Source organism: Streptomyces sp. NPDC051173, assembly GCF_040689515.1.
Lineage (GTDB): Bacteria > Actinomycetota > Actinomycetes > Streptomycetales > Streptomycetaceae > Streptomyces.
Window position 1 is genome coordinate 1 of the sequence record NZ_JBFBBD010000109.1, and the last position, 20,909, is coordinate 20,909.

At 70.5% G+C, this 20,909-nt stretch carries 18 protein-coding genes and 1 pseudogene; 17 read left to right on the forward strand and 2 right to left on the reverse strand.

Annotation, left to right across the window (positions count from 1 at the left end):
• Together AB0435_RS32125 and AB0435_RS32130 are read left to right on the forward strand one after the other, a co-directional pair.
• Positions 1–181: pseudogene (locus AB0435_RS32125) on the forward strand (NAD-dependent malic enzyme); the annotation flags it as partial.
• Between the two features lie 273 nt (positions 182–454).
• On the forward strand, positions 455–736 hold the full coding sequence (locus AB0435_RS32130; RefSeq protein ID WP_071961969.1) for an HU family DNA-binding protein: 282 nt from the start codon (positions 455–457) through the stop codon (positions 734–736).
• A gap of 330 nt (positions 737–1,066) precedes the next feature.
• On the opposite strand, the gene murA is transcribed toward AB0435_RS32130, so the two are convergent.
• On the reverse strand, positions 1,067–2,407 hold the full coding sequence (gene murA, locus AB0435_RS32135; protein WP_366008270.1) for a UDP-N-acetylglucosamine 1-carboxyvinyltransferase: 1,341 nt from the start codon (positions 2,405–2,407) through the stop codon (positions 1,067–1,069).
• A 233-nt stretch (positions 2,408–2,640) separates the two neighbouring features.
• Between murA and AB0435_RS32140 the strand changes: the two genes are divergently transcribed.
• Positions 2,641–3,243: a YqgE/AlgH family protein gene (locus AB0435_RS32140; RefSeq protein ID WP_366008271.1), complete on the forward strand. Its 603-nt coding sequence runs from the start codon at positions 2,641–2,643 to the stop codon at positions 3,241–3,243.
• On the opposite strand, the gene AB0435_RS32145 is transcribed toward AB0435_RS32140, so the two are convergent.
• A complete protein-coding gene (locus tag AB0435_RS32145) occupies positions 3,236–4,084 on the reverse strand; it encodes a LysR family transcriptional regulator (RefSeq protein ID WP_366008272.1) in 849 nt (282 codons plus the stop codon). The genes AB0435_RS32140 and AB0435_RS32145 overlap by 8 nt on opposite strands.
• Positions 4,085–4,229: 145 nt before the next feature.
• Between AB0435_RS32145 and AB0435_RS32150 the strand changes: the two genes are divergently transcribed.
• From AB0435_RS32150 to AB0435_RS32215, 14 genes are all read left to right on the forward strand, one after another.
• Positions 4,230–5,450 (forward strand): MFS transporter, encoded by a 1,221-nt coding sequence (locus tag AB0435_RS32150; protein ID WP_366008273.1) that lies wholly within the window; start codon positions 4,230–4,232, stop codon positions 5,448–5,450.
• Positions 5,437–5,730, forward strand: coding sequence for a DUF3039 domain-containing protein (locus AB0435_RS32155; protein ID WP_116212048.1), 294 nt, complete (start codon positions 5,437–5,439; stop codon positions 5,728–5,730). Before AB0435_RS32150 ends, AB0435_RS32155 begins: the two co-directional genes overlap by 14 nt.
• A 134-nt stretch (positions 5,731–5,864) precedes the next feature.
• The gene (locus tag AB0435_RS32160) at positions 5,865–7,499 is read left to right on the forward strand and encodes a beta-N-acetylhexosaminidase (RefSeq protein ID WP_366008274.1); all 1,635 of its coding nucleotides are present in this window, start codon (positions 5,865–5,867) and stop codon (positions 7,497–7,499) included.
• A 296-nt stretch (positions 7,500–7,795) separates the two neighbouring features.
• The gene (locus AB0435_RS32165; protein WP_366008275.1) at positions 7,796–8,692 is read left to right on the forward strand and encodes an FAD binding domain-containing protein; all 897 of its coding nucleotides are present in this window, start codon (positions 7,796–7,798) and stop codon (positions 8,690–8,692) included.
• Positions 8,689–10,818 carry a 2Fe-2S iron-sulfur cluster-binding protein gene (locus AB0435_RS32170; protein ID WP_366428553.1) on the forward strand — a complete coding sequence of 710 codons (2,130 nt, stop codon included), beginning with the start codon at positions 8,689–8,691 and terminating at the stop codon, positions 10,816–10,818. Before AB0435_RS32165 ends, AB0435_RS32170 begins: the two co-directional genes overlap by 4 nt.
• A gap of 23 nt (positions 10,819–10,841) precedes the next feature.
• A complete protein-coding gene (locus AB0435_RS32175) occupies positions 10,842–13,181 on the forward strand; it encodes a molybdopterin cofactor-binding domain-containing protein (protein WP_366428558.1) in 2,340 nt (779 codons plus the stop codon).
• Between the two features lie 98 nt (positions 13,182–13,279).
• Positions 13,280–13,696 (forward strand): hypothetical protein, encoded by a 417-nt coding sequence (locus tag AB0435_RS32180; protein WP_366428554.1) that lies wholly within the window; start codon positions 13,280–13,282, stop codon positions 13,694–13,696.
• On the forward strand, positions 13,693–15,249 hold the full coding sequence (locus tag AB0435_RS32185) for a hypothetical protein (RefSeq protein WP_366428555.1): 1,557 nt from the start codon (positions 13,693–13,695) through the stop codon (positions 15,247–15,249). The genes AB0435_RS32180 and AB0435_RS32185 overlap by 4 nt, the downstream gene beginning before the upstream one ends.
• Positions 15,250–15,276: 27 nt before the next feature.
• Positions 15,277–16,431, forward strand: coding sequence for a type VII secretion-associated serine protease mycosin (mycP, locus tag AB0435_RS32190; protein ID WP_366008368.1), 1,155 nt, complete (start codon positions 15,277–15,279; stop codon positions 16,429–16,431).
• 50 nt (positions 16,432–16,481) lie between these two features.
• The gene (locus AB0435_RS32195; RefSeq protein WP_366008367.1) at positions 16,482–16,862 is read left to right on the forward strand and encodes a hypothetical protein; all 381 of its coding nucleotides are present in this window, start codon (positions 16,482–16,484) and stop codon (positions 16,860–16,862) included.
• Positions 16,863–16,868: 6 nt separating this feature from the next.
• Complete coding sequence (locus AB0435_RS32200) at positions 16,869–17,327, forward strand: hypothetical protein (protein ID WP_366008366.1); 459 nt, start codon at positions 16,869–16,871, stop codon at positions 17,325–17,327.
• A gap of 17 nt (positions 17,328–17,344) precedes the next feature.
• A complete protein-coding gene (locus AB0435_RS32205; protein ID WP_366428556.1) occupies positions 17,345–18,616 on the forward strand; it encodes an alpha/beta hydrolase in 1,272 nt (423 codons plus the stop codon).
• Positions 18,616–19,209 carry a hypothetical protein gene (locus tag AB0435_RS32210; RefSeq protein WP_366008364.1) on the forward strand — a complete coding sequence of 198 codons (594 nt, stop codon included), beginning with the start codon at positions 18,616–18,618 and terminating at the stop codon, positions 19,207–19,209. Before AB0435_RS32205 ends, AB0435_RS32210 begins: the two co-directional genes overlap by 1 nt.
• Positions 19,210–19,558: 349 nt before the next feature.
• Entirely contained in the window at positions 19,559–20,842 is a 1,284-nt protein-coding gene (locus AB0435_RS32215) for an alpha/beta hydrolase (protein WP_366428557.1), read from the forward strand.
• The last annotated feature ends 67 nt before the right edge of the window (positions 20,843–20,909 follow it).

Consider the following 20,909-nt stretch of genomic DNA (forward strand, 5'->3'; position numbering starts at 1 on the left):
CACCGAGATGATGCTCGCCGCCGCCGGCGCCCTCGCCGACGTCGTCGCCGAGGACGAACTCAACGCCAACTACATCATCCCCAGCGTCTTCAACGACAAGGTCGCCGGAGCCGTCGCCGGGGCCGTCCGGGAGGCCGCGAAGGCCGCCGGCGCGGCTGTGACGGGCACCACGACCGCCTGATGACGGCGCGTCGCGGGCCTTCGGGCCCGCGACCTGCCCATAAGGTGTCGGGCAGAAATCAGGCCGCAGAAATGCGGCTGTATCCGAGGCTGTGCCGCTTTCCGTGTGACTCTCCAGGGTGCCGGATTGGCTTTCCCGCCACTGGTGGGGGCAGGATGCGTAACCGGGCGCGAGGGTCTGGCAACAGACCCGGGTCCGGGGACTGTCCGAGGGCCCTGGCAGCATCGGCTTCGATCTCACGCCTCATTGGCAAGAAGAACACGGGAGTACAACATGAACCGCAGTGAGCTGGTGGCCGCGCTGGCCGACCGCGCCGAGGTGACCCGCAAGGACGCCGACGCCGTCCTGGCCGCGCTCGCCGAGACCGTCGGTGAGATCGTCGCCAAGGGCGACGAGAAGGTCACCATCCCCGGCTTCCTGACCTTCGAGCGCACCCACCGTGCCGCTCGCACGGCTCGCAACCCGCAGACGGGTGAGCCGATCCAGATCGCTGCCGGTTACAGCGTGAAGGTCTCCGCGGGCTCCAAGCTCAAGGAAGCCGCCAAGGGCAAGTAAGACCCCAGCGCGAAGGGCGGCCACCCCCTGGGGGGTGGCCGCCCTTTTGGCGTCCACGGGCCCGTGAGGGCCGTACGGGGCGGCCGGAGCACCCCGGACATGGCCGGACATGGAAAAGCGTCTGTACGGGCCTTGAATGGCCCATACAGACGCTTACGGCCCGTCAGAGCGGACTGTCCCCTGCACGCCTGTCGGCGCATCAGGCTTCCGCGAGGCCCGGGAAGGCCGTCGCGGTCAGGCTCCGACCCCGCCGGGGTGTTCGTCCCGCTGGGGGAGGGCGGTCAGGCTTCGACCCCCAGCCGGGTTGTTCGTCCGGCCGGGGGAGGGCCGTCAGGCTTCGGTGCCGCCGGGCAGTTCGACGTTCGCGCCGAGCTCCTTCAGCTTCTGCATGAAGTTCTCGTAGCCGCGGTTGATCAGGTCGATGCCGTGGACGCGGGACGTCCCCTGGGCGGCCAGGGCCGCGATCAGGTACGAGAAGCCGCCGCGGAGGTCGGGGATGACCAGGTCGGCGCCCTGGAGCTTCGTGGGGCCGGAGACGACCGCAGAGTGCAGGAAGTTCCGCTGGCCGAAGCGGCACGCGGAACCGCCGAGGCACTCGCGGTAGAGCTGGATGTGCGCGCCCATCTGGTTGAGCGCGGACGTGAAGCCCAGCCGGGACTCGTAGACCGTCTCGTGCACGATCGACAGCCCGGACGCCTGGGTCAGCGCCACGACCAGCGGCTGCTGCCAGTCCGTCTGGAAGCCGGGGTGCACGTCGGTCTCCAGCGCGATCGCGTTGAGCGAGCCGCCCGGGTGCCAGAAGCGGATGCCCTCGTCGTCGACCTCGAAGGCGCCACCGACCTTGCGGTAGGTGTTGAGGAAGGTCATCATCGACCGCTGCTGCGCGCCGCGGACGTAGATGTTGCCCTCGGTGGCCAGCGCCGCGGACGCCCAGGAGGCCGCCTCCAGGCGGTCCGGCAGGGCGCGGTGGTTGTAGCCGCCGAGCGAGTCCACACCGGTGATCCGGATGGTCCGGTCGGTGTCCATGGAGATGATCGCGCCCATCTTCTGCAGTACGCAGATGAGGTCCTCGATCTCCGGCTCCACGGCCGCGTTGGACAGCTCGGTGACGCCCTCCGCCAGGACGGCGGTCAGCAGCACCTGCTCGGTCGAGCCGACCGAGGGGTAGGGCAGGCGGATCTTGCAGCCGCGCAGCCGCTGCGGGGCCTCCAGGTACTGGCCGCCCTCGCGCTTCTCGATGGTCGCGCCGAACTGGCGGAGCACCTCGAAGTGGAAGTCGATCGGCCGGCCGCCGATGTCGCAGCCGCCCAGGCCCGGGATGAACGCGTGGCCCAGCCGGTGCAGCAGCGGGCCGCAGAAGAGGATCGGGATGCGCGAGGAGCCGGCGTGCGCGTCGATGTCGGCGACGTTGGCGCTCTCCACGTGGGAGGGGTCCATGATCAGTTCGCCGGGCTCGTCGCCGGGGCGGACCGTCACACCGTGCAGCTGGAGCAGGCCGCGGACCACACGCACGTCGCGGATGTCGGGGACATTGCGCAGCCGGCTGGGTCCGCTGCCGAGCAGCGCGGCGACCATGGCCTTCGGCACGAGGTTCTTCGCGCCGCGGACACGGATCTCGCCCTCGAGAGGGGTGCCGCCGTGGACAAGCAGTACATCGTCAGGGCCGGTCATGGATCTCGCGTTCCTGGAGTTGGGCAGGGGGCAAGAAGAAAGGGTAATGCGACCGGGGGGCCCTCCTGTATGCGTAAGGGGGCTCAGGGCATGTCATGGATTGGCAACAACACGCTGCGTTAATGGAATGGTCGCTACCGGTTACGCCGCCGGTTATCCGCGAAGCGGCCGCTTTCGCACCGGAGTCGGGCGTCCGGCCCCCGTCCCGGCCCGAAATGCGGGATCATGTGCCCATGTCCGAGGTGTCCTCGCTCACAGGACGACTGCTTGTCGCGACACCGGCGCTCGCTGACCCGAATTTCGACCGCGCGGTGGTGCTGCTGCTCGACCACGACGAGGAGGGGTCCCTCGGGGTGATCCTCAACCGCCCGACGCCCGTCGGCGTCGGCGACATCCTGGAGTCCTGGGCGGCGCTCGCCGGGGAGCCGGGCGTCGTCTTCCAGGGCGGCCCGGTCTCGCTGGACTCCGCGCTGGGCGTGGGCGTGGTGCCGGGGGAGGGCCACGGCAAGGCCCCGGGCGACGCCACGCCGCCCGGCGGCGACGGCCCGCTCGGCTGGCGGCGGGTGCACGGCGCGATCGGCCTGGTCGACCTGGAGGCGCCGCCGGAGCTCCTCGCGGCGGCCCTGGGCTCGCTGCGGATCTTCGCGGGGTACGCGGGCTGGGGCCCCGGCCAGCTGGAGGACGAGCTGGTCGAGGGCGCGTGGTACGTGGTGGAGTCCGAGCCCGGCGATGTGTCCTCGCCCGACCCCGCCCACCTCTGGCGGGCCGTGCTCCGCCGCCAGCGCAACGAACTGGCCATGGTCGCCACCTACCCCGACGACCCCAGCCTCAACTGACCGGCCGCACGAGCCCCAGGAGCCGCTCCGCGAGCGGATGCGCGCCGCGCGCCGGCACCGCGAGGCGTACGGGCACGGGCGGCGCGTCCTTCAGCCGTACGAAGCGCACGCCCGGGTGCGTATAGCGGTCGGCGGCGGCGCGCGGGGCCACCCCGACGCCGTGGTCCGCCGCCACGGACTCCACCCACTCGTCGAAGTTCCCCGCCGTGCACGCCACCCGCGGACGGTCGCTTTCCGGCCACAGCTCCGGGCGGGTGGTGCCGCTCACCGTGTTGACCACCAGCGGCAGCCCGGCCAGCTCGGCCCAGCCCAGGACGCGGCGGCGCGCCAGCGGCGAGGTGCGGGCGACCGCCGCGACGCGCTCCTCGTGGAAGAGCACCCGGCTGCGTACGCCCTCCGGCTCCTCGCCCCGCAGCACCGCCACGTCGGTCTCCCCGGTGTCGAGCCCGGCCAGGGCCGCGTCCCGGCGCACGAGCCGTACGCCCGCGCCGGTCGCCGCGCGGAAGCGCTCCACCAGGCGGGCGCACTCCTCGGGGAGCAGCCAGGTGAAACCGAGCCGCAGCACGGTCCCCTCGGCGGGCGCCCGTAGGGCGTCGTCCAGGCGCGGCAGCAGCCCGGACAGCTCCTCGTGCAGCCGCCGGCCCGCCTCGGTGGGTTCGACGCGGCGCGTGGTGCGGTCCAGCAGCCGCGCGCCGAGTGCCTCCTCCAGCGCCTGGACGGCGCGGGTCAGCGCGGGCTGCCCGATCCCCAGCCGCGCGGCGGCATAGGTGAAGCTCCGCTCCTCGGCGACGGCGGCGAAGAAGCGCAGCTGGCGGAGTTCGACCCCGCTGAGATCACTCATGTGTGCGAAGCATAAATAGGCCCCCGGAAGCATTTCCGCGCGCCGTCGCCCGCTGCCTAGCCTCGCGGTCCATCGAGCCGGTGAAAGCCGGTGGAAGCCGCTGCACGTCGATGGAAGTCGATGAAAAAGAGGACGGGAGACAAGCGTGCGCAAGGTCCTGCTGCTGGCCCTGGGGTCGTTCACCCTGGGGCTGGACGCCTATGTCATGGCCGGGCTGCTGCCCGCCATCGCCGACGACACGGGCACGACCGTGGCCCTCGCCGGGCAGCTCGTGACGGTCTTCACCCTCGCCTACGCGGTCTCCGCGCCGCTCTTCGCGACGCTGCTCTCCGGCCGCTGGCCGCGGGCCGCGCTGATCGTCTCGCTCGCGGTCTTCACCGTCGCGAACGCCGCGACCGCGCTCGCCCCCACCTTCGCGCTGCTGCTGGCGGCCCGTGTCGTCGCCGGCGCGGGCGCGGGCCTCTACTCCGCGCTGTCCACCGCCGCCGCCTCCACGCTCGTGCCGCCGGAGCGGCGCGGGCGGGCCCTCGCGCTCGTCATGGGCGGGATGAGCACGGGCACGGTGCTGGGCGTGCCGCTCGGGGTGCTGCTCGCCGAGCGCACCGGGTGGCGGGCCACGCTCTGGCTGGTCACGGCCCTGGGCGCGGTCGCGCTCACCGGCCTCGCCGCCCTGCTCCCGCCGCTGCCCGCGGCGTCCGCGGCCGCCGTACGCGACCGGCTGGCCGCCCTCGCCGACCGCTCGGTCGCACCCGTGGTCGCGGTCTCCTTCCTCGCGGCGGTCGCCAGCCTCGGGCTGTACACCTATCTCGCGCCGGTGCTGGAGACGGCGGGCGGTGTCCACGGTGTGACCCCGTACCTGTGGGCCTGGGGCGTGGGCGGGGTGCTGGGCAGCCTCGCGGCCGGGCCGCTGGTGGACCGCGGTGGCCGGATCCGGGCGCTGGTCGGGGTGGTCCTGGCCGCCGTCGCCGCCGCGCAGGCGCTGCTGCCCGCCCTCGCGCCCCACCCGCTCGCCGCCGGACTCGCCCTGGTGCTCTGGGGCGCGGGCGGCTGGGCGCTCCAGGTGCCGCAGCAGCACCGGCTGCTCGCGCTGAGCCCCGGCCGTGGCCCGGTCGTGCTCGCCCTGAACAACTCCGCGCTCTATCTGGGCAGCGCCGTCGGATCCGCGCTCGGCGGCCTCGCCCTCTCCTCCGGGATCCACGCCTCCGCGCTGCCCTGGGCCGCCGCCGGCATCGCCGGCGCGGGGCTGCTGCTGCACGCCGTGACGGCCGTACGGGCGGGCCGCGCGACCTGCCGGGCGACTGACCTGCCCGGGGCGGACCCGAAGGCGTCGGCCCCCAGTACCCTTGGGATCCATGAGCACTCTTGAGCCCGAGCGCGGGGCAGGGACCGGCACCCTCGTAGAGCCGACACCGCAGGTGTCGCACGGCGACGGCGACCACGAGCGCTACGCCCATTACGTCCAGAAGGACAAGATCATGGAGAGCGCGCTCTCCGGATCCCCGGTCGTCGCCCTCTGCGGCAAGGTCTGGGTCCCCGGGCGCGACCCGAAGAAGTACCCGGTCTGTCCGATGTGCAAGGAGATCTTCGAAGGCATGGGCGCCGGAGGAGACAAGGACAAGGGCGGCAAGGGCGGCGACAAGAAGTAGCCCCCACCCCGACTTCCCACGGCCCCCGGACGCGCGTCCGGGGGCCGTCCCGTTTCCGGGGCCGGGTGCCCGCACCGGACGGAGTCGCGACCGGGGGCTGCGCGAAGGGGCGGATCCGGGAAAGGATCGCCTGCATGAGCGACTACGAGACGGACCTGATCCCGGCCCCGCGACGTATCGGCGCGACCGCCACCCCGCACACCCTCGACGAGCACACCGAACTGGACGCGGGCCCCGGCACCGACCGGGTCGCGCGCTGGCTGCGCGCCACTGTCGGCCAGGCCACGGGCCTGCCCCTGCCGCCCGGCGCGGGCCACGGCCGCCTCCGACTGGCCCTCTTCCCCGGCCTCGCCGGGGAAGAGGGCCCCGAGGCGTACCGCCTCACCGTCGACGAGCACGGCGTCACCATCGAGGGCGCGAGCGAAGCGGGCGTCTTCTGGGGCGCGCAGACCTTCCGTCAGCTGCTCGGCCCGGACGCCTTCCGGCGGGCGCCCGTCAGTGACCGGCGGACCTGGGAGCTGCCCGGCGTCATCGTCGAGGACGCCCCGCGCTTCCACTGGCGCGGCATGCTCCTCGACGTCGCGCGGCACTTCATGCCGAAGGACGGCGTACTGCGCTACATCGACCTGCTGGCCGCCCACAAACTCAACGTCCTCCACCTGCACCTGACGGACGACCAGGGCTGGCGGCTGGAGATCGAGGCGTTCCCCCGGCTCACCGAGGTGGGCGCCTGGCGCGCCCGCACCAAGCTCGGTCACCGGGACTCGCCCCTGTGGGACGAGCGGCCGCACGGTGGCTACTACACGCGGGCCGATATCCGCGAGATCGTGGCGTACGCCGCCGAACGCCACGTCACCGTCGTGCCGGAGACAGACATCCCGGGGCACTCGCAGGCCGCCATCGCCGCGTACCCCGAGCTGGGCAACACCGACGTCATCGACACCGCCTCCCTTCCGGTCTGGGACACCTGGGGCGTCAATCCCAACGTACTCGCCCCCACTGACAACACCCTCGCCTTCTACGAGCAGGTGCTCACCGAGGTCCTCGAACTCTTCCCCTCGACCTACGTCCACCTCGGCGGCGACGAGTGCCCCAAGGACCAGTGGCGGGCCTCGCCCACCGCCCAGGCGCGCATCGCGGCGGAGGGGCTCGCGGACGAGGACGGGCTCCAGAGCTGGTTCATCCGCCACTTCGACCGCTGGCTCGCCGCGCGCGGCCGGCGGCTCGTCGGCTGGGACGAGATCCTGGAGGGCGGCCTGGCGCCCGGCGCCACCGTCTCGTCCTGGCGCGGCTACGCGGGCGGCATCGCCGCGGCGCGCGCCGGACACGACGTCATCATGTGCCCGGAGCAACAGGTCTACCTCGACCACCGGCAGGCCGCCGGTACCGAGGAACCCGTACCGATCGGGTACGTCCGCACCCTGGAGGACGTCTACCGCTTCGAACCCGTACCCCCGGAGCTCACCGGCGCCGAGGCCGCGCGGGTCATCGGCGCGCAGGCCAACATGTGGACCGAGGTGACGGAGGACCAGCAGCGCGTCGACTACCAGGTGTTCCCCCGGCTCGCGGCCTTCGCCGAGACCGCCTGGTCCCGCCTGCCCGCCCCCGCCGACCGCGACCACGCGGGCTTCGAACGCCGGATGACCGGCCACTACGCCCGCCTCGACGCCCTCGGCGTCGACTACCGCCCGCCCGCCGGCCCCCGCCCCTGGCAGCGCCGCCCCGGCCTCCTCGGACGCCCGATCGAGGGCGCGCCCCCGATCGTGTGAGCCACGGCCAAGCTCCCCGCCCCCACGGCGGGTCCCTGGCACGGTGGTCCTTCCACACACGCCGTAAGCCGTACAAGGGCCCCCGAACGATGGCAATCCGCACACAGCGGCGAGAGAACGGAATTCCGGACCATTCGCCGTCCCGGATACGGACCGGCGGTTCGCGGACCCTCGCGACGACGAACGCGGAAGATGTGCCAGAGTTGCCACGTCCGGGCCGACAGCACGTACCGTACGGCGGGATCAGGCGGTATCAGGCGGGAAGAGTCGGGACCACCGGGGAAGGGGCAGCTGGGTTGACCACGCACGCACCGCAGGCGACGCACACCGTGACGTTGCCGGGCTCGCTCGACGAGGCCGTGGCGGCGCTGACCGCCATGCCCGCCGCCGTGCCCGTCGCGGGCGGTACCGATCTGATGGCGGCCGTCAACTCCGGGCTGCTGCGGCCCGCCGGGCTCGTCGGCCTGGGCCGCATCAGCGAGATCCGCGGCTGGCAGTACCAGGACGGCCACGCCCTGCTCGGCGCCGGACTCACCCACGCCCGGATGGGGCGGCCCGACTTCGCCGCCCTCATCCCGGCGCTCGCGACCGCCGCCCGCGCCGCCGGGCCGCCCCAGATCCGCAACGCCGGGACCCTCGGCGGCAACATCGCCTCGGCGGCACCGACCGGTGACGCGCTGCCCGTGCTCGCCGCCCTGGAGGCCAACCTGGTCATCGCGGGCCCCGGCGGCGCCCGGCGGGAGATCCCGATAGGGCATCTGCTGACCGGCTTCGACATGCTCCGTCCGGGCGAGCTCATCGGCTACGTCCGCGTGCCCCTGCTGCACGCCCCGCAGACCTTCCTCAAGGCCACCGGGCGCACCGGTCCCGGCCGCGCCGTCGCGTCCGTGGCCGTCGTCCTCGACCCCGCCCGGCGCAACGTCCGGTGCGCCGTCGGCGCCGTCGCGCCCATGCCGCTGCGCCCGCTGGACGCCGAGCGCTGGGTCGCCTCGCTCATCGACTGGGACGGCGAGCGCACGCTCGCGCCCGAAGCCTGCGCCGCCTTCGGCGACTACGTGGCCGCGGCCTGCATCCCCGACCCCGCGCCCGGCCCCGACGGCGGCGAGCCGGGCACCCTGCCGCCCGCCGCGCTCCACCTGCGTCGTACGGTGGCGACTCTGGCCCGCCGAGCTCTGGGGAGGGCACTCGCGTGAGTGACGAACAGCAGCGACACGCTCAAGTCGGCCCGGCCGGCTGGCAGCCGATCCCGCGCGGCGCGGAGTACGACGCGGAGGGCACCGCCTTCGTGCAGCTCCCGCCCGAACTCCTCGCCCACCCGGGCGCGGCGCTGTCCGGCACCGGCGGCTGGGACCCCCTGGCCGCCACCGGCGCCGGCGGCTACACCCCGCCGACGGGCGAGTCCTGGCAGCAGCCGCACGCGCCCGTCCAGGCGCAGCCGCAGTGGTCGGAGCAGTGGGGCGCCCAGGCGTCCTACGAACCCCCGCGCACCGACGTCCCGGCCGACGGCGGCACCCACGGCCGCGGCGCCGACCCGCACGCCACGGCGGAGTGGGCGATGCCGTTCGCGACGCCGTCGGACACCCCGTCGGACGCCCCTTCGGACGCCCACGAAGCACAGGCCGCCCACCCCGCCGACCGTACGGCCCAGGGCCACTGGACCGTCCCCGCCGCCGGGGACGACCCGGTGGACGAGTCGGGCGAATACGTTCTGCACGGCCGCCCCGGCGGGCAGGAGGCGCGGCACGCGGACCCGCACGACCCCGCCGCCGCGTACGCGGTGCCCCAGCCGCCCGCCGCGCCGGGCTCCCACGACTCCGCGGCCGCACAGGGCGCGTTCGCGACTCCGCACGCCGCTGCCGCACAGGGCACGGTCGAGCCGGGGGCCGACGCGCACGGTCAGCCGGCCGCGCAGGGCACCGACTCGCCGGGGCAGCCCACCCAGCAGGCTGCCGGTACGCGGGGCGTCGACCCGCAGACCCAGCCCGACCCGCAGGCCGCAGACGCGCAGAGCGCCGACCCGCACGGGCAGGCGGCTGCGCGGTCCGTGGCCGAGCAAGGTGTCGCTCCACAGGACCGGTCCGCCCCGCAGGCAGCGGTCGCGCCCGGCGTCGACGTTCACGGCCATGGCGACCCGCACCTCCCGGCCGCCCCCCCGACGTCCGCCCCGCACGCCTCCGGCGCGGACGACCCGGCGGGCGCCCCCGGCGCGTACGTGCTGAGCGGCGGTACGGCTCCGCAGGGCGCCGAACTCCACGGTCACCCCGGCCCGCACGGCGACGGCGTACCGGACGCCGGCCCGCACACCCCCGAGCAGTGGACCCCGCACGGCGGCAGCGCGCACGCCTGGCAGCAGCCCGCCGAGGCAGCGCCGCCCGGCGGCGCCCATGACGCCCCTGAGGCCGGCCCGGCCGGTCAGTGGTCGATTCCGGTTGTGTCCGGGGAACCGGCGGACGAATCCGGGGAGTACGCCCTCAGCGGCCTCGCCGAGGCGACTCCCGGGCCGTCCGACGCCGATTCCACTTCGCCCTCCGGTGGTTCCTCTCAGGACGCCACAGAGGTCACCGATACGAGCGATCATCAGACTGGCGGGTGGACGCCTCCTGCGGCTGCCGCGGGAGAAGAGCCCACGGACGGCGACGACGTCACCGGCGCGCAGCCGGAACCGGCCGCGGAGGACGCGCAGTCCGCGGTCGAACTCCCCGAGCCTCCGCACCCGGCCGAGCCCGCGAACCCGCACACCGAGCACCCCTGCGCCTCGTACGTCCTGCGGGTCAACGGCACCGACCGCCCCGTCACGGACGCCTGGATCGGCGAGTCGCTGCTCTACGTCCTGCGGGAGCGCCTCGGCCTCGCCGGGGCCAAGGACGGCTGCTCGCAGGGCGAGTGCGGCGCCTGCTCCGTCCAGGTCGACGGGCGGCTCGTCGCCTCCTGCCTCGTCCCTGCCGCGACCGCCGCGGGCGCCGAGGTGCGCACGGTCGAGGGCCTCGCCGTCGACGGCCGGCCCTCCGACGTCCAGCGGGCGCTGGCCGAGTGCGGTGCCGTGCAGTGCGGCTTCTGCGTACCCGGCATGGCCATGACCATGCACGACCTGCTCGAAGGCAACCACGCCCCGAGCGAGTTGGAGACCCGCCAGGCCATCTGTGGCAACCTCTGCCGCTGCTCCGGCTACCGAGGCGTGCTCGACGCGGTGCGCCAGGTCGCGGGCGAGCGCGCGGCGGCGGCCGCCGCACAGGACGAAGCGCAGCCGGAGACGGAACAGGCACGCATCCCGCACCAGGCGGGCCCGCACGGCGGCGGCAGCGGAAGGGCATCGGCATGACGGGAACGGGCGGCATGGGCGGAATGGCGGGAACGGCCGGTACGGCTGAGGGCGCCGCCACCGCGACCTCCGTCGCGTCGTCCGCCCTGTCCGGCGGCCCCGCCGAGCCGCCCCCGCACGGCCTCGGCGTCTCCCTGCCCGCCGCCGACGCGGACGCCAAGACCCAGGGCACCTATCCGTACGCCGCCGACCTGTGGGCCGAGGGCCTGCTGTGGGCCGCCGTCCTGCGCTCGCCGCACCCGCACGCCCGCATCCTCTCGATCGACACCGCCGAGGCCGCCCGCATGCCGGGCGTGCGCGCCGTCGTCACCCACAAGGACGTCCCCGGCGACGCCGCCCACGGCCGCCGCGTCGCCGACCGCCCCGTCTTCGCCTCCGACCTCGTGCGCCACCACGGCGAGCCGATCGCCGCCGTCGCCGCCGACCACCCGGACACCGCCCGGCTCGCCGCCGCCGCCATCGCCGTCGAGTACGAGCCGCTGGAGCCGGTCACCGACCCCGAGCAGGCGTTCTCCGCCGAACCCCTGCACCCCGACGGCAATCTGATCCGGCACATCCCGCTGAGCTTCGGCGACCCCGAGGCGACCGGCGAGGTCGTCGTCGAGGGCCTCTACCGCATCGGCCGCCAGGACCCCGCCCCCATCGGCGCCGAGGCCGGCCTCGCCGTGCCGCGCCCCGACGGCGGCGTCGAGATCTACACCGCGTCCACCGACCCGCACGCCGACCGCGACCTCGCCGCCGCCTGCTTCGGCCTGGAACCCGAGCGGGTCAAGGTCGTCGTCACCGGCGTCCCCGGCGCCATGGGCGACCGCGAGGACCCGGGCATGCAGCTGCCCCTCGGCCTGCTCGCCCTGCGCACCGGCCACCCCGTCAAGCTCGCGGCCACCCGCGAGGAGTCCTTCCTCAGCCACCCCCACCGCCACCCGACGCTGCTCCGCTACCGCCACCACGCGGACGCCGACGGCAAGCTGGTGAAGGTCGAGGCCCAGATCCTGCTGGACGCCGGCGCGTACGCCGACTCCTCCTCCGACGCGCTGGCCGCCGCCGTCGCCTTCGCCTGCGGCCCGTACGTCGTCCCGCACGCCTTCGTCGAAGGCTGGGCCGTACGCACCAACAACCCCCCCTCCGGCCACGTCCGCGGCGAAGGCGCCATGCAGGTGTGCGCCGCCTACGAGGGCCAGATGGACAAGCTCGCCGCCCGCCTCGGCCTCGACCCCGCCGAGCTGCGCCTGCGCAACGTCATGGCCACCGGCGACCTCCTGCCCACCGGCCAGACGGTGACCTGCCCGGCCCCCGTGGCCGAACTCCTGCGCTCCGTACGCGACTTCCCGCTGCCCGCCCTCCCCGTGGACGACCCCGAGGAGCAGTGGCTGCTGCCCGGCGGCCTCGACGGCGCCGGCGAGCCGGGCGCGGTGCGCCGCGGCGTCGGCTACGGCCTCGGCATGGTCCACATGCTCGGCGCGGAGGGCACCGACGAGGTGTCCACCGCCACCGTCAAGGTCACCGGCTCGGTCGCCACCGTCATCTGCGCCGCCGTCGAGACCGGCCAGGGCTTCGCCACCCTCGCCCGCCAGATCGTCCAGGAGATCCTCGGCCTGGAAGAAGTCCACATCGCCCCCGTCGACACCGACCAGCCCCCCTCCGGCCCCGGCGCGCACAGCCGCCACACCTGGGTCTCCGGCGGCGCGGTCGAGCGGGCCGCCCGGATGGTGCGCACCCAGCTCCTCCAGCCGCTGGCCCACCAGTTCGGCATGTCCACCGAGCTGCTGACCATCGCCGACGGCAAGATCACCTCGTACGACGGGGTGCTCAGCACCACGGTCGCCGAGGCCCTCGACGGCAAGGAGCTGTGGGCCACCGCCCAGTGCCGCCCCCACCCCACCGAGCCCCTGGACGACACCGGCCAGGGCGACGCCTTCGTCGGCATCGCCTTCTGCGCCGTACGCGCCGTCGTCGACGTCGACATCGAACTCGGCTCCGTGCGCGTGGTGGAGATGGCCGTCGCGCAGGACGTCGGCCGCGTGCTCAACCCCCGGCAGGCCCGCGCCCGCATCGAGGCCGGCATCACCCAGGGCGTCGGCGCGGCCCTCACCGAGAACCTCCGCACCACCGGCGGCCTCGTCCGCCGCCCCGACCTCACGGGATACTCCCTGCCGACGTCGTTGGACACCCCCGACATCCGCATCGTCAAGCTCGTCGAGGAACGCGACGTCGTCGCCCCCTTCGGCGCCAAGGCGATCAGCGCGGTCCCCGTCGTCACCGCCCCGGCCGCCGTGGCCGCCGCCGTACGCGCGGCGACCGGACGCCCCGTCAACCGCCTCCCGATCCGCCCGCAGGCGGCGGTGGGCGCGGGGGCGGTCTGAGTAGGCGTACTCATGTGCGTGTCACTGCCCGACAGTAATGTGTAGCCGGAAGTTACATGTGCCGTCGGGTGGTTGGGGAAGACAGTGGTGGGACGCGCGTGAGCAAGGATCCGTCGGGCGGCCTCGCCGCCGAGCTGTCCTCCCTCAGGACGTTCAAGGGACGTGTGGATGAGCTCCTGAGCAACCTCGGCGAGTCCGAGGCGGCTCCCACGCGCATGGCCGACACCCGCATCGAGGGCGCGCACCTGGGTACCGGCTTCAACGCCGCCCACGCGCTCTACGGCGCTTACAACGATGTGCACCAGCAACTGGAGACGCTCTCCAAGCTGCTCGCCGACCAGATCGAGTTCCTGGGCATGGCGGTGGACGGTTCCGGTGTCGCCTACGCCAATACGGACGAGGACCAGCGCGCTCGCATGTGGGAGATCCAGAACCGGATCAAGCGGCAGTACGACCCGGGCCGTGACCCGTACGCGCCCGGGTCGGCGACCGGCGACGGCAAGGGAAGGCTGTGACCGTGCCCGACTTCCCCCTGGCCAACTCCTCTCCGGCCAACTCCCCGCTGGCCAACCCCGCTGATCCGCGTCGCCAGTTCCCCTCCCCCTTCGCCACCTACGACTTCACGTCGATCCCCCACGAACAGCTCCAGGCGATGGTCGAGCCTGCGGACGCCCAGAAGATCACCGATCTCGCCCACCGGCTGACGGCCGCCTCCACCGCCATCAAGGAACTGGGCGACGACCTCAAGCGGCACATGGACCGCGTCCACTGGCAGGGCGAGGGCGGCGAGGCATTCCGCGGCTGGGGATCTCGGATGTCCAACGCGACTCTGCGACTGGGCCACTACGCGGAGAACGCGGGCACGTGGATGAACCACGCCGCGGTGACGCTGGGCCAGGTGAAACGCGACATGCCGAAGTATTCGGCGGGGTCGAAGGCGACGGTGGACGCCTACCTGAACGCCCAGCCGCCGAATATGCGGGTAATCCAGGAGCCCGTCGTTGACATGCCGGCTGTCGGGTCGGCACCTTCGCAGCGCCAGGCTTACGAGGCGCAGAAGCGACTGCATGACGACCACATGCATGCGGCTGAGTTGCTGAAGAAGTTGTCGGAGTCTTATAACGCGTCGGGCGTGCAGTTGATGAGGGCGGAGCGGCCTAATTTTCCGCCGGCGCCGGATCGGTTCGTGCCGCCGCGCCCGCGCCTAGAGGGTAGGGAGTACCTCTCTTTGCCGGGCGGCTCAGATGCGCCCGGATCTGCTGGTCCGTCCGCGTCGTCGGCCACTGGGCTCACTGCCGCGACGGGCGGTACGACTACAGGCAGTGCGACGGCACACTCGCCGTCCGGGTATGCCGTACGTCCCGGTGGGTCGCACGGCGTGGATCTCGACGGAGGACTGGTCGCGCCTCACGTGCCCAGCCCCGCGCCGTACCGCGAGGGCATGGCCACCCCACGCCCGGACGGTTCTACGGACAGGGCCCACCCCCAGTTGCCGTTGGCCCCGCTGCCTGTTCCCGACGGTGACCGCCGGGGCCCTGGCAGTGGCGTCGGTCGTGTCCCGACGTTGCCGGGAACTCGGCAGCCGACGGCTCCCGGGCGCGATTCCCTCCCCGGGCGTCCGACTGTCTCCGCACCGGTGGTGCCGCGTGATGGAATCGTCGGCGGCCGTCTGGTGCCCCGTATCCCACAGTCGCCGACGGGGAGCCCCTCGCGGGGAGTCGTCATCGGTACGGAGCCTGGCCAGGGGCGGACGCAGGTGGGGCCCGGCGGTGGATCCGGTGGGGTAGCCGGGAGCCGTCCTCCGATGCCGCGCCCAGGCGGGGCGGCCACGGACCGGCCTTTCACGCCGGGTGGATCCGGTTTGGTGGGCAACCGCCCAACAGGAGTGGGCAGCCCGGCAGCCCAGAGCGGCATGCGTGGCGGCGGGATGGCGGGGATGCCCGCCACGAGCCTGGGCAGTGCCCCTCCAGGACGGCGACAAGGAGGCCGACGCCCCGACTACCTGGTCGAGGACGAGGAGACCTGGTCGCAAGGCAACAAACGTGTGGTGCCGCCGGTCATCGACTGACGCCACCTGATGACAGAGGAATTCCGCATGCGCATTGCCCGTACTGGACGTAGTGGGCGGGCGACCGCCGCCGCCGTTTTCGGCATGCTGATCGCGACATCGGCCTCACCGGCCTCTGCCGACACGATCCGCTCCCGCCAATGGCACCTGGACGCCATGCACGCCGAAGAGATGTGGGAGACCAGTAAGGGCACCGGGATCACCGTGGCAGTGATCGACTCGGGTGTGGACGCGAGGCTTCCTGATTTGCAGGACCAAGTCCTCGAAGGGAGGAACTTCTCGGGAGACGAGGAGGACGCTCGCATGGACACTGATGGCCACGGTACGAGAATGGCCGCGCTCATCGCCGGTACCGGCAAGAGGGGCAGCGAGCTCGGGGCGTACGGCCTTGCTCCGGGAGCCAAGATCCTCCCCGTGCGTGTCGATGAAAATAACTTCCGCGATGATTCCCTCGCCATGGTCAAGGCGCTTCATTACGCAGCGGACTCAGAAGCCCGCATCATCAATATTTCACTCGGCAGTCCGGGCCGGAGCATCGAGGTGGAAAAGGCCATCGACTATGCGCTGAGCAGAGGCAAGATGATCTTCGCAGCCGTCGGCAACAGCGGTGAGAAGGACAACCCCATCCAGTACCCGGCAGCCACTCCTGGGGTCATCGGTGTGGCAGCCATCGGCAGAGACGGCACCTCGACGAGGGAGTCCGAGCACGGGCCCCAAGTGGACCTCGCCGCCCCCGGCGACGAAATGGTGTCCGCATGCACAGGTGGCACCCAACTGTGCAAGGGCCACGGCACCAGCGACGCCTCCGCAATCGCCTCCGCCTCCGCCGCCCTCCTCTGGTCCGTCCACCCCACCTGGACCGCCAACCAGATCACCCGCGTCCTCATCAACACCGCCGGCGGCCCCGAAAACGGCAAGAAGCGCACGGACTTGATCGGCTACGGCGCAGTCCGCCCCCGTATCGCCCTCAAGGACCCAGGCGACCCCGGCCCGGCGGACGTGAGCCCGCTTCCGGGGACGGAATCGAAGTCCGCCGCCGGAGAGGTGCAGGAGCAAGCCGCCGCCTCCAAGGGCGACGACGGCCCGACCCCCACCTGGATCGCTGCGGGTATCGGCGCAGCCGCCCTGCTGGGCGCAGCCATCACCGTCCCGATCCTCATCGCTCGCCGCCGCAGGCCCTGAGCGCACTCACCACCTTTCACCATGCCCGTCCCACAGGGGGAGCCCTCACGATGACCGATGCCCGAATACGCCTGGCCTCCGCCGGAGGAGACAGCGGCACGCACAAGGCGAGCCAAAAGCCCTGGACCACCGCCGGAGGCGTCGCAGGCGAGCTGCACGAGGACATGAAGTCCGCTCTCACGGACCTTGAGCACGCCCATGACGAAATCAAGTCGGGAACGACCGGCTTTGTGAGTGCTGCGGCGCTGACCGGAATACTCAGCGGCTGGGGTGACCGTCTCGGTGCCGTACGGGACGAATGCCACGCGCTCGACGGGAGCTTGAAGACGGCAGGGACGAAGTTCGGTGAGAACGACGTCAAGGTGGAGCAGTCGTTCGACGCGACCAAGTCGAAGATCGACGCCTACAGCCAGCCGAGGCAGGGGCACTGATCCCCGATGGTCACGATCGACGAACTGACCAAGCTGGACAGATCTAAGTTCACCAAGGCGGCCGAGGCGTGGTCCAAGGTGAGTAACCGTGCCAGCGTGGCGATGGGCCGGGTGGAAAGCCAGATGCTGGCCACGCTGCGTGGTACCCAGGAGGGGGACGCGGCGAAGGCGTCCCTCAAGCAGTTGACCAGGCTGAGCAAGAACTACCAGTACATCCACGCCGAGTGCGGCCTCATACGAACTGCCTTGAGCGGCCTCGCCGAAGAACTGGAAGGCCCGCAGAACAAGCTCAAGCAGGCGCTCAAGGATGCTGCGGACCTAAAGTTCACGGTCAACCCGGACGGCTCGGTCAATACCCGACGTCAGAGGCAACGAAGGTCCCGTTCGTCCAACAGCCGGCGTACGCCGGCAACGTGCCACTGCTTGGGAAGCCGGACCCCAACCAGGCCAAGGCACAGGAGATAGCAGACCGTATCGTAACGGTGCTCCAGGACGCGGCGGAGATAGACGGCCGCTACGCCACGGCACTTCGGAAGCTCAACACCAATGGCACGCTGGACCAGACCGATTGGGCCGATGTGGCCCGTGACATGAAGGACGTCCGTGCCGCAGCGGGCAAGCACTTCTCAGAGGACAAGATTCCCAAGGGCAAGTCGCCCAAGGAGAATGCTGAGTGGTGGGCACGGCTCTCTCAGGCTGAGCAGGATGAACACGTTGCCCTGCACCCGGCCAGCATTGGTGCGCTTGACGGCCTCCCTGCCACTGTCCGTGATCAGGCCAACCGTCTGGTCCTCACGCAGGACCAGACGGATATCGAGCAGCGTCTGCGTTACATCGAAGCGCATGAGCCGAAGCAATATGAGCGTAGGACGCGAGGACAGTGGCGAGTCAGGGATGAGTGGAAGGAATGGAAGAAAGAGAAGGAGCGCGTAGCTGGGATCAAGACAGGGATCGAGGCTCTCCAGGATCGTTTCGTCAACACGACTACGAAGGGTCTCCCAGAGTCGTTTCTGCTGAGCTTTGATACGAATGGCCGTGGACATGCAGTCGTCGCCAATGGGAATCCTGACCTCGCCCAGCACACGGCTGTCTATGTGCCGGGAACCGGATCCCGTCTCGAGAAGATAGAGGACGGTCTTGGACGTTCGGACAAGCTTTGGCGTACCAGTACGGCCCTTGCGCCCGACCAGACGATATCGACCATTTCCTGGTACGGCTACGATGCGCCGCAGCGTGTGAAGCAGGACGCCTCGCACAGCAGTTACGCGGATGACGCAGCTCCAACGGTCAACCAATTCTTCTCGGGCCTGCACGCCTCCCACGCTCCGGATGTCAACCAGCACGTGACTGCTGTGGCGCATAGTTACGGCACCACGGTCGTCGGCTCGGCAGCACGGCAGGGAAACCTGGAAGCGGACGATGTCGTATTCGCCGGAAGCCCAGGGGTCCAGGTCGGTCGCGCCTCGGAGATGGACGTCCCCAAGGGGCACGTGTGGAACGAACATGCGCGCGAGGGGGACGACGATGTGGGCGACTGGGGCAAGTACGTTCACGGTCACCGAGAGGGGCTGGATTTCGTCATTCCAAATGATGCAAAATTCGGTGCTCAGCAGATGGACACGGACACCGAGGGGCACAGTGGCTACTGGGATTACACCGAAGGTAAGAACGGGCAGCCGGGCAAGCCGAGTCTGAGTATCGAGAACCAAGGAAGGGTCATCGTGGAACAGTACGGTCGGGTGAAGCTCAAGTGATGGCCGTGCAGACTGGTTTCAAGCCCTGGTGTTTGCTGCGGCGCATTGCGGTGACGATTTCGCTTGTCGCTGCTGTTGCAGGGTGCGCGAGTGCGGCGGAGAAGAAAGATGGGAATTCGGTGAAATCTGCTTCAGAGAGTGCACCTACGCTGCACCCGAAGGATGCGGAAGCTCTTGTCGGCCGACTGTCGAGTGGGCTTCTTGATGCTACGCAGTTGCACGGTGAGGTGACACCTGGAGGGCCTGCTGCTGTCTCCTATGACCAGCCGGATGGGCAGTACTCCATGCAACATGACTGGTCGGTCTGGAAGCTTTCACCGGAAGAGCTGACCCGAGGGTTCGACAGACTTCGTGAGTGGCTTCCTCGGAACGGATGGCGTGTCACTCACTATGGTCGGGCCCACTCCCAAGCACAGCAGCCCGAGCTCGCAGCTGTACATGAGAAGGACGGTGCGTCCCTCTCCGCTGAACTGCTGATCAAGCATGCCGGGGATGGCAACGGTCCGGGCGCTTCAAAGGCGGACTTGATCAATTTCAACGTGACTTCGCAGACATATCGCGCACCGCAGGGTGTCGACATCGGTAAGTACTGAACACTCCGGCGAATTGGAGTGGTGACCGTGCTGGGCGCGACCGTCACCGCTTCGGTCCTGTTCGCGCGCCGCCGCTGGGCCGGAACAGCCGTCATCCTTCACCACATATCCGTCCCACAGGGGGAGTCTCAAGATGCCCGATGCCCGAATACAGCTTGTCTCTGGGGGAGGCGACAGCGGTACGCACAAGGCGAGTCCAAAGCCCTGGACCACCGCAGGAGGTGTCGCGGCCGAGCTGCATGAGGACATTAAGTCCGCTATCACGATCCTGAAGCACCCTCAGTTGTTCGACGCTACGACATCGAAGATTGATGGCTACAGCCAGCCGAGGCAGGGGCGCTGATCCCCGATGGTCACGATCGACGAACTGACCAAGCTGGACAGATCTAAGTTCACCAAGGCGGCCGAGGCGTGGTCCAAGGTGAGTAACCGTGCCAGCGTGGCGATGGGCCGGGTGGAAAGCCAGATGCTGGCCACGCTGCGTGGTACCCAGGAGGGGGACGCGGCGAAGGCGTCCCTCAAGCAGTTGACCAGGCTGAGTAAGAACTACCAGTACATTCATGCCGAGTGCGGCCTCATACGAACTGCCTTGAGCGGCCTCGCCGAAGAATTGGAAGGCCCGCAGAACAAGCTGAAGCAGGCCCTCAAGGACGCCGAGGACCTGAAGTTCACGGTCAACCCGGATGGATCGGTCAATTTCCCGACGACGGAAGCGACGAAGGTTCCCTTCCTTCAGCAACCGGCTAGGGCTGGTGGCCTCCCTCTTGTGGCTAACTCTGACTCCAACCAGGCGAAGGCCCAGGAGATTGCAGACCGCATAGCGACAGCGTTGCAGGATGCGCACGACACCGATGGCCGCTACGCAGGCGTCCTGAAGAAGCTCAACACGAACGGAAAGCTCGACCAGACTGACTGGGCGGATGTCGCACAGGATCTGAAAGATGTCCAGTTGGCAGCGCACAAGTACTCGGCGGAACTGAAGGGTCGCAAGGGGAAGTCACCCAAGGAGAACTTTGACTGGTGGAACAAGCAGCCCCAGGCGAGGAAGGACGAGTTCATCGCGCTGTTTCCCGACGCGATCGGTAACCTTGATGGAATCCCCTCTGCTGTGCGCGACAAGGCCAACCGTGACTATCTGCCCATCCTCATGGCGAAGTTGGACGGACAGGACGATGATAAATCGCAGACTCAGCTCAAGGGGCTCAAGCTGATCGACCAGAGGCTGAAGGAGGAAACTTATCCACCGATGTTCCTGCTGGGGATCGGGGACAAGGGGAACGGTAGGGCCATTGTTTCGTTCGGTGACCCCGATAACTCAAAGAATGTGGCGGCCTATGTCCCGGGGCTCGACACGATGTTGAACGAAGATTTCGCCAAAGGTGGGATCAATCGAGCGAAGCAGACGTTCCTTGAGGCGCGGAAGTTCAACAAATCGACTGCATCCATCGTTTGGCTCGGTTACGATGCCCCCCAGATGGGAAATGTTCAGAGCTTGAGAATCTCCCTGACGTCATGTTTGATGACAACGCCAAAAAGGGCGCCCCGGACTATGACAGATTCCTCAACGGGGTACGTGCCACTAGTCAGAGACAGGATCTGCATGCAACCCAGGGCTGATTCAAAGTCCTGGTGATCATGTGGTGGTGCAGGTCAGGGCAGGCCGATGAGGTCGAGTGGGCGGGTGAAGGGGTGGTAGGAGA

What these genes read in the sequence shown, in the direction of transcription:
- AB0435_RS32130 (WP_071961969.1), top strand. Translation starts at nt 455, where the DNA reads ATGAACCGCAGTGAGCTGGTGGCCGCGCTGGCCGACCGCGCCGAGGTG.
- AB0435_RS32215 (WP_366428557.1), top strand. Translation starts at nt 19,559, where the DNA reads ATGGTCACGATCGACGAACTGACCAAGCTGGACAGATCTAAGTTCACC.
- AB0435_RS32195 (WP_366008367.1), top strand. Translation starts at nt 16,482, where the DNA reads ATGACCGATGCCCGAATACGCCTGGCCTCCGCCGGAGGAGACAGCGGC.
- mycP (WP_366008368.1), top strand. Translation starts at nt 15,277, where the DNA reads ATGCGCATTGCCCGTACTGGACGTAGTGGGCGGGCGACCGCCGCCGCC.
- AB0435_RS32155 (WP_116212048.1), top strand. Translation starts at nt 5,437, where the DNA reads ATGAGCACTCTTGAGCCCGAGCGCGGGGCAGGGACCGGCACCCTCGTA.
- AB0435_RS32200 (WP_366008366.1), top strand. Translation starts at nt 16,869, where the DNA reads ATGGTCACGATCGACGAACTGACCAAGCTGGACAGATCTAAGTTCACC.
- AB0435_RS32145 (WP_366008272.1), bottom strand. Translation starts at nt 4,084, where the DNA reads ATGAGTGATCTCAGCGGGGTCGAACTCCGCCAGCTGCGCTTCTTCGCC.
- AB0435_RS32160 (WP_366008274.1), top strand. Translation starts at nt 5,865, where the DNA reads ATGAGCGACTACGAGACGGACCTGATCCCGGCCCCGCGACGTATCGGC.
- murA (WP_366008270.1), bottom strand. Translation starts at nt 2,407, where the DNA reads ATGACCGGCCCTGACGATGTACTGCTTGTCCACGGCGGCACCCCTCTC.
- AB0435_RS32210 (WP_366008364.1), top strand. Translation starts at nt 18,616, where the DNA reads ATGGCCGTGCAGACTGGTTTCAAGCCCTGGTGTTTGCTGCGGCGCATT.
- AB0435_RS32140 (WP_366008271.1), top strand. Translation starts at nt 2,641, where the DNA reads ATGTCCGAGGTGTCCTCGCTCACAGGACGACTGCTTGTCGCGACACCG.
- AB0435_RS32175 (WP_366428558.1), top strand. Translation starts at nt 10,842, where the DNA reads ATGGCGGGAACGGCCGGTACGGCTGAGGGCGCCGCCACCGCGACCTCC.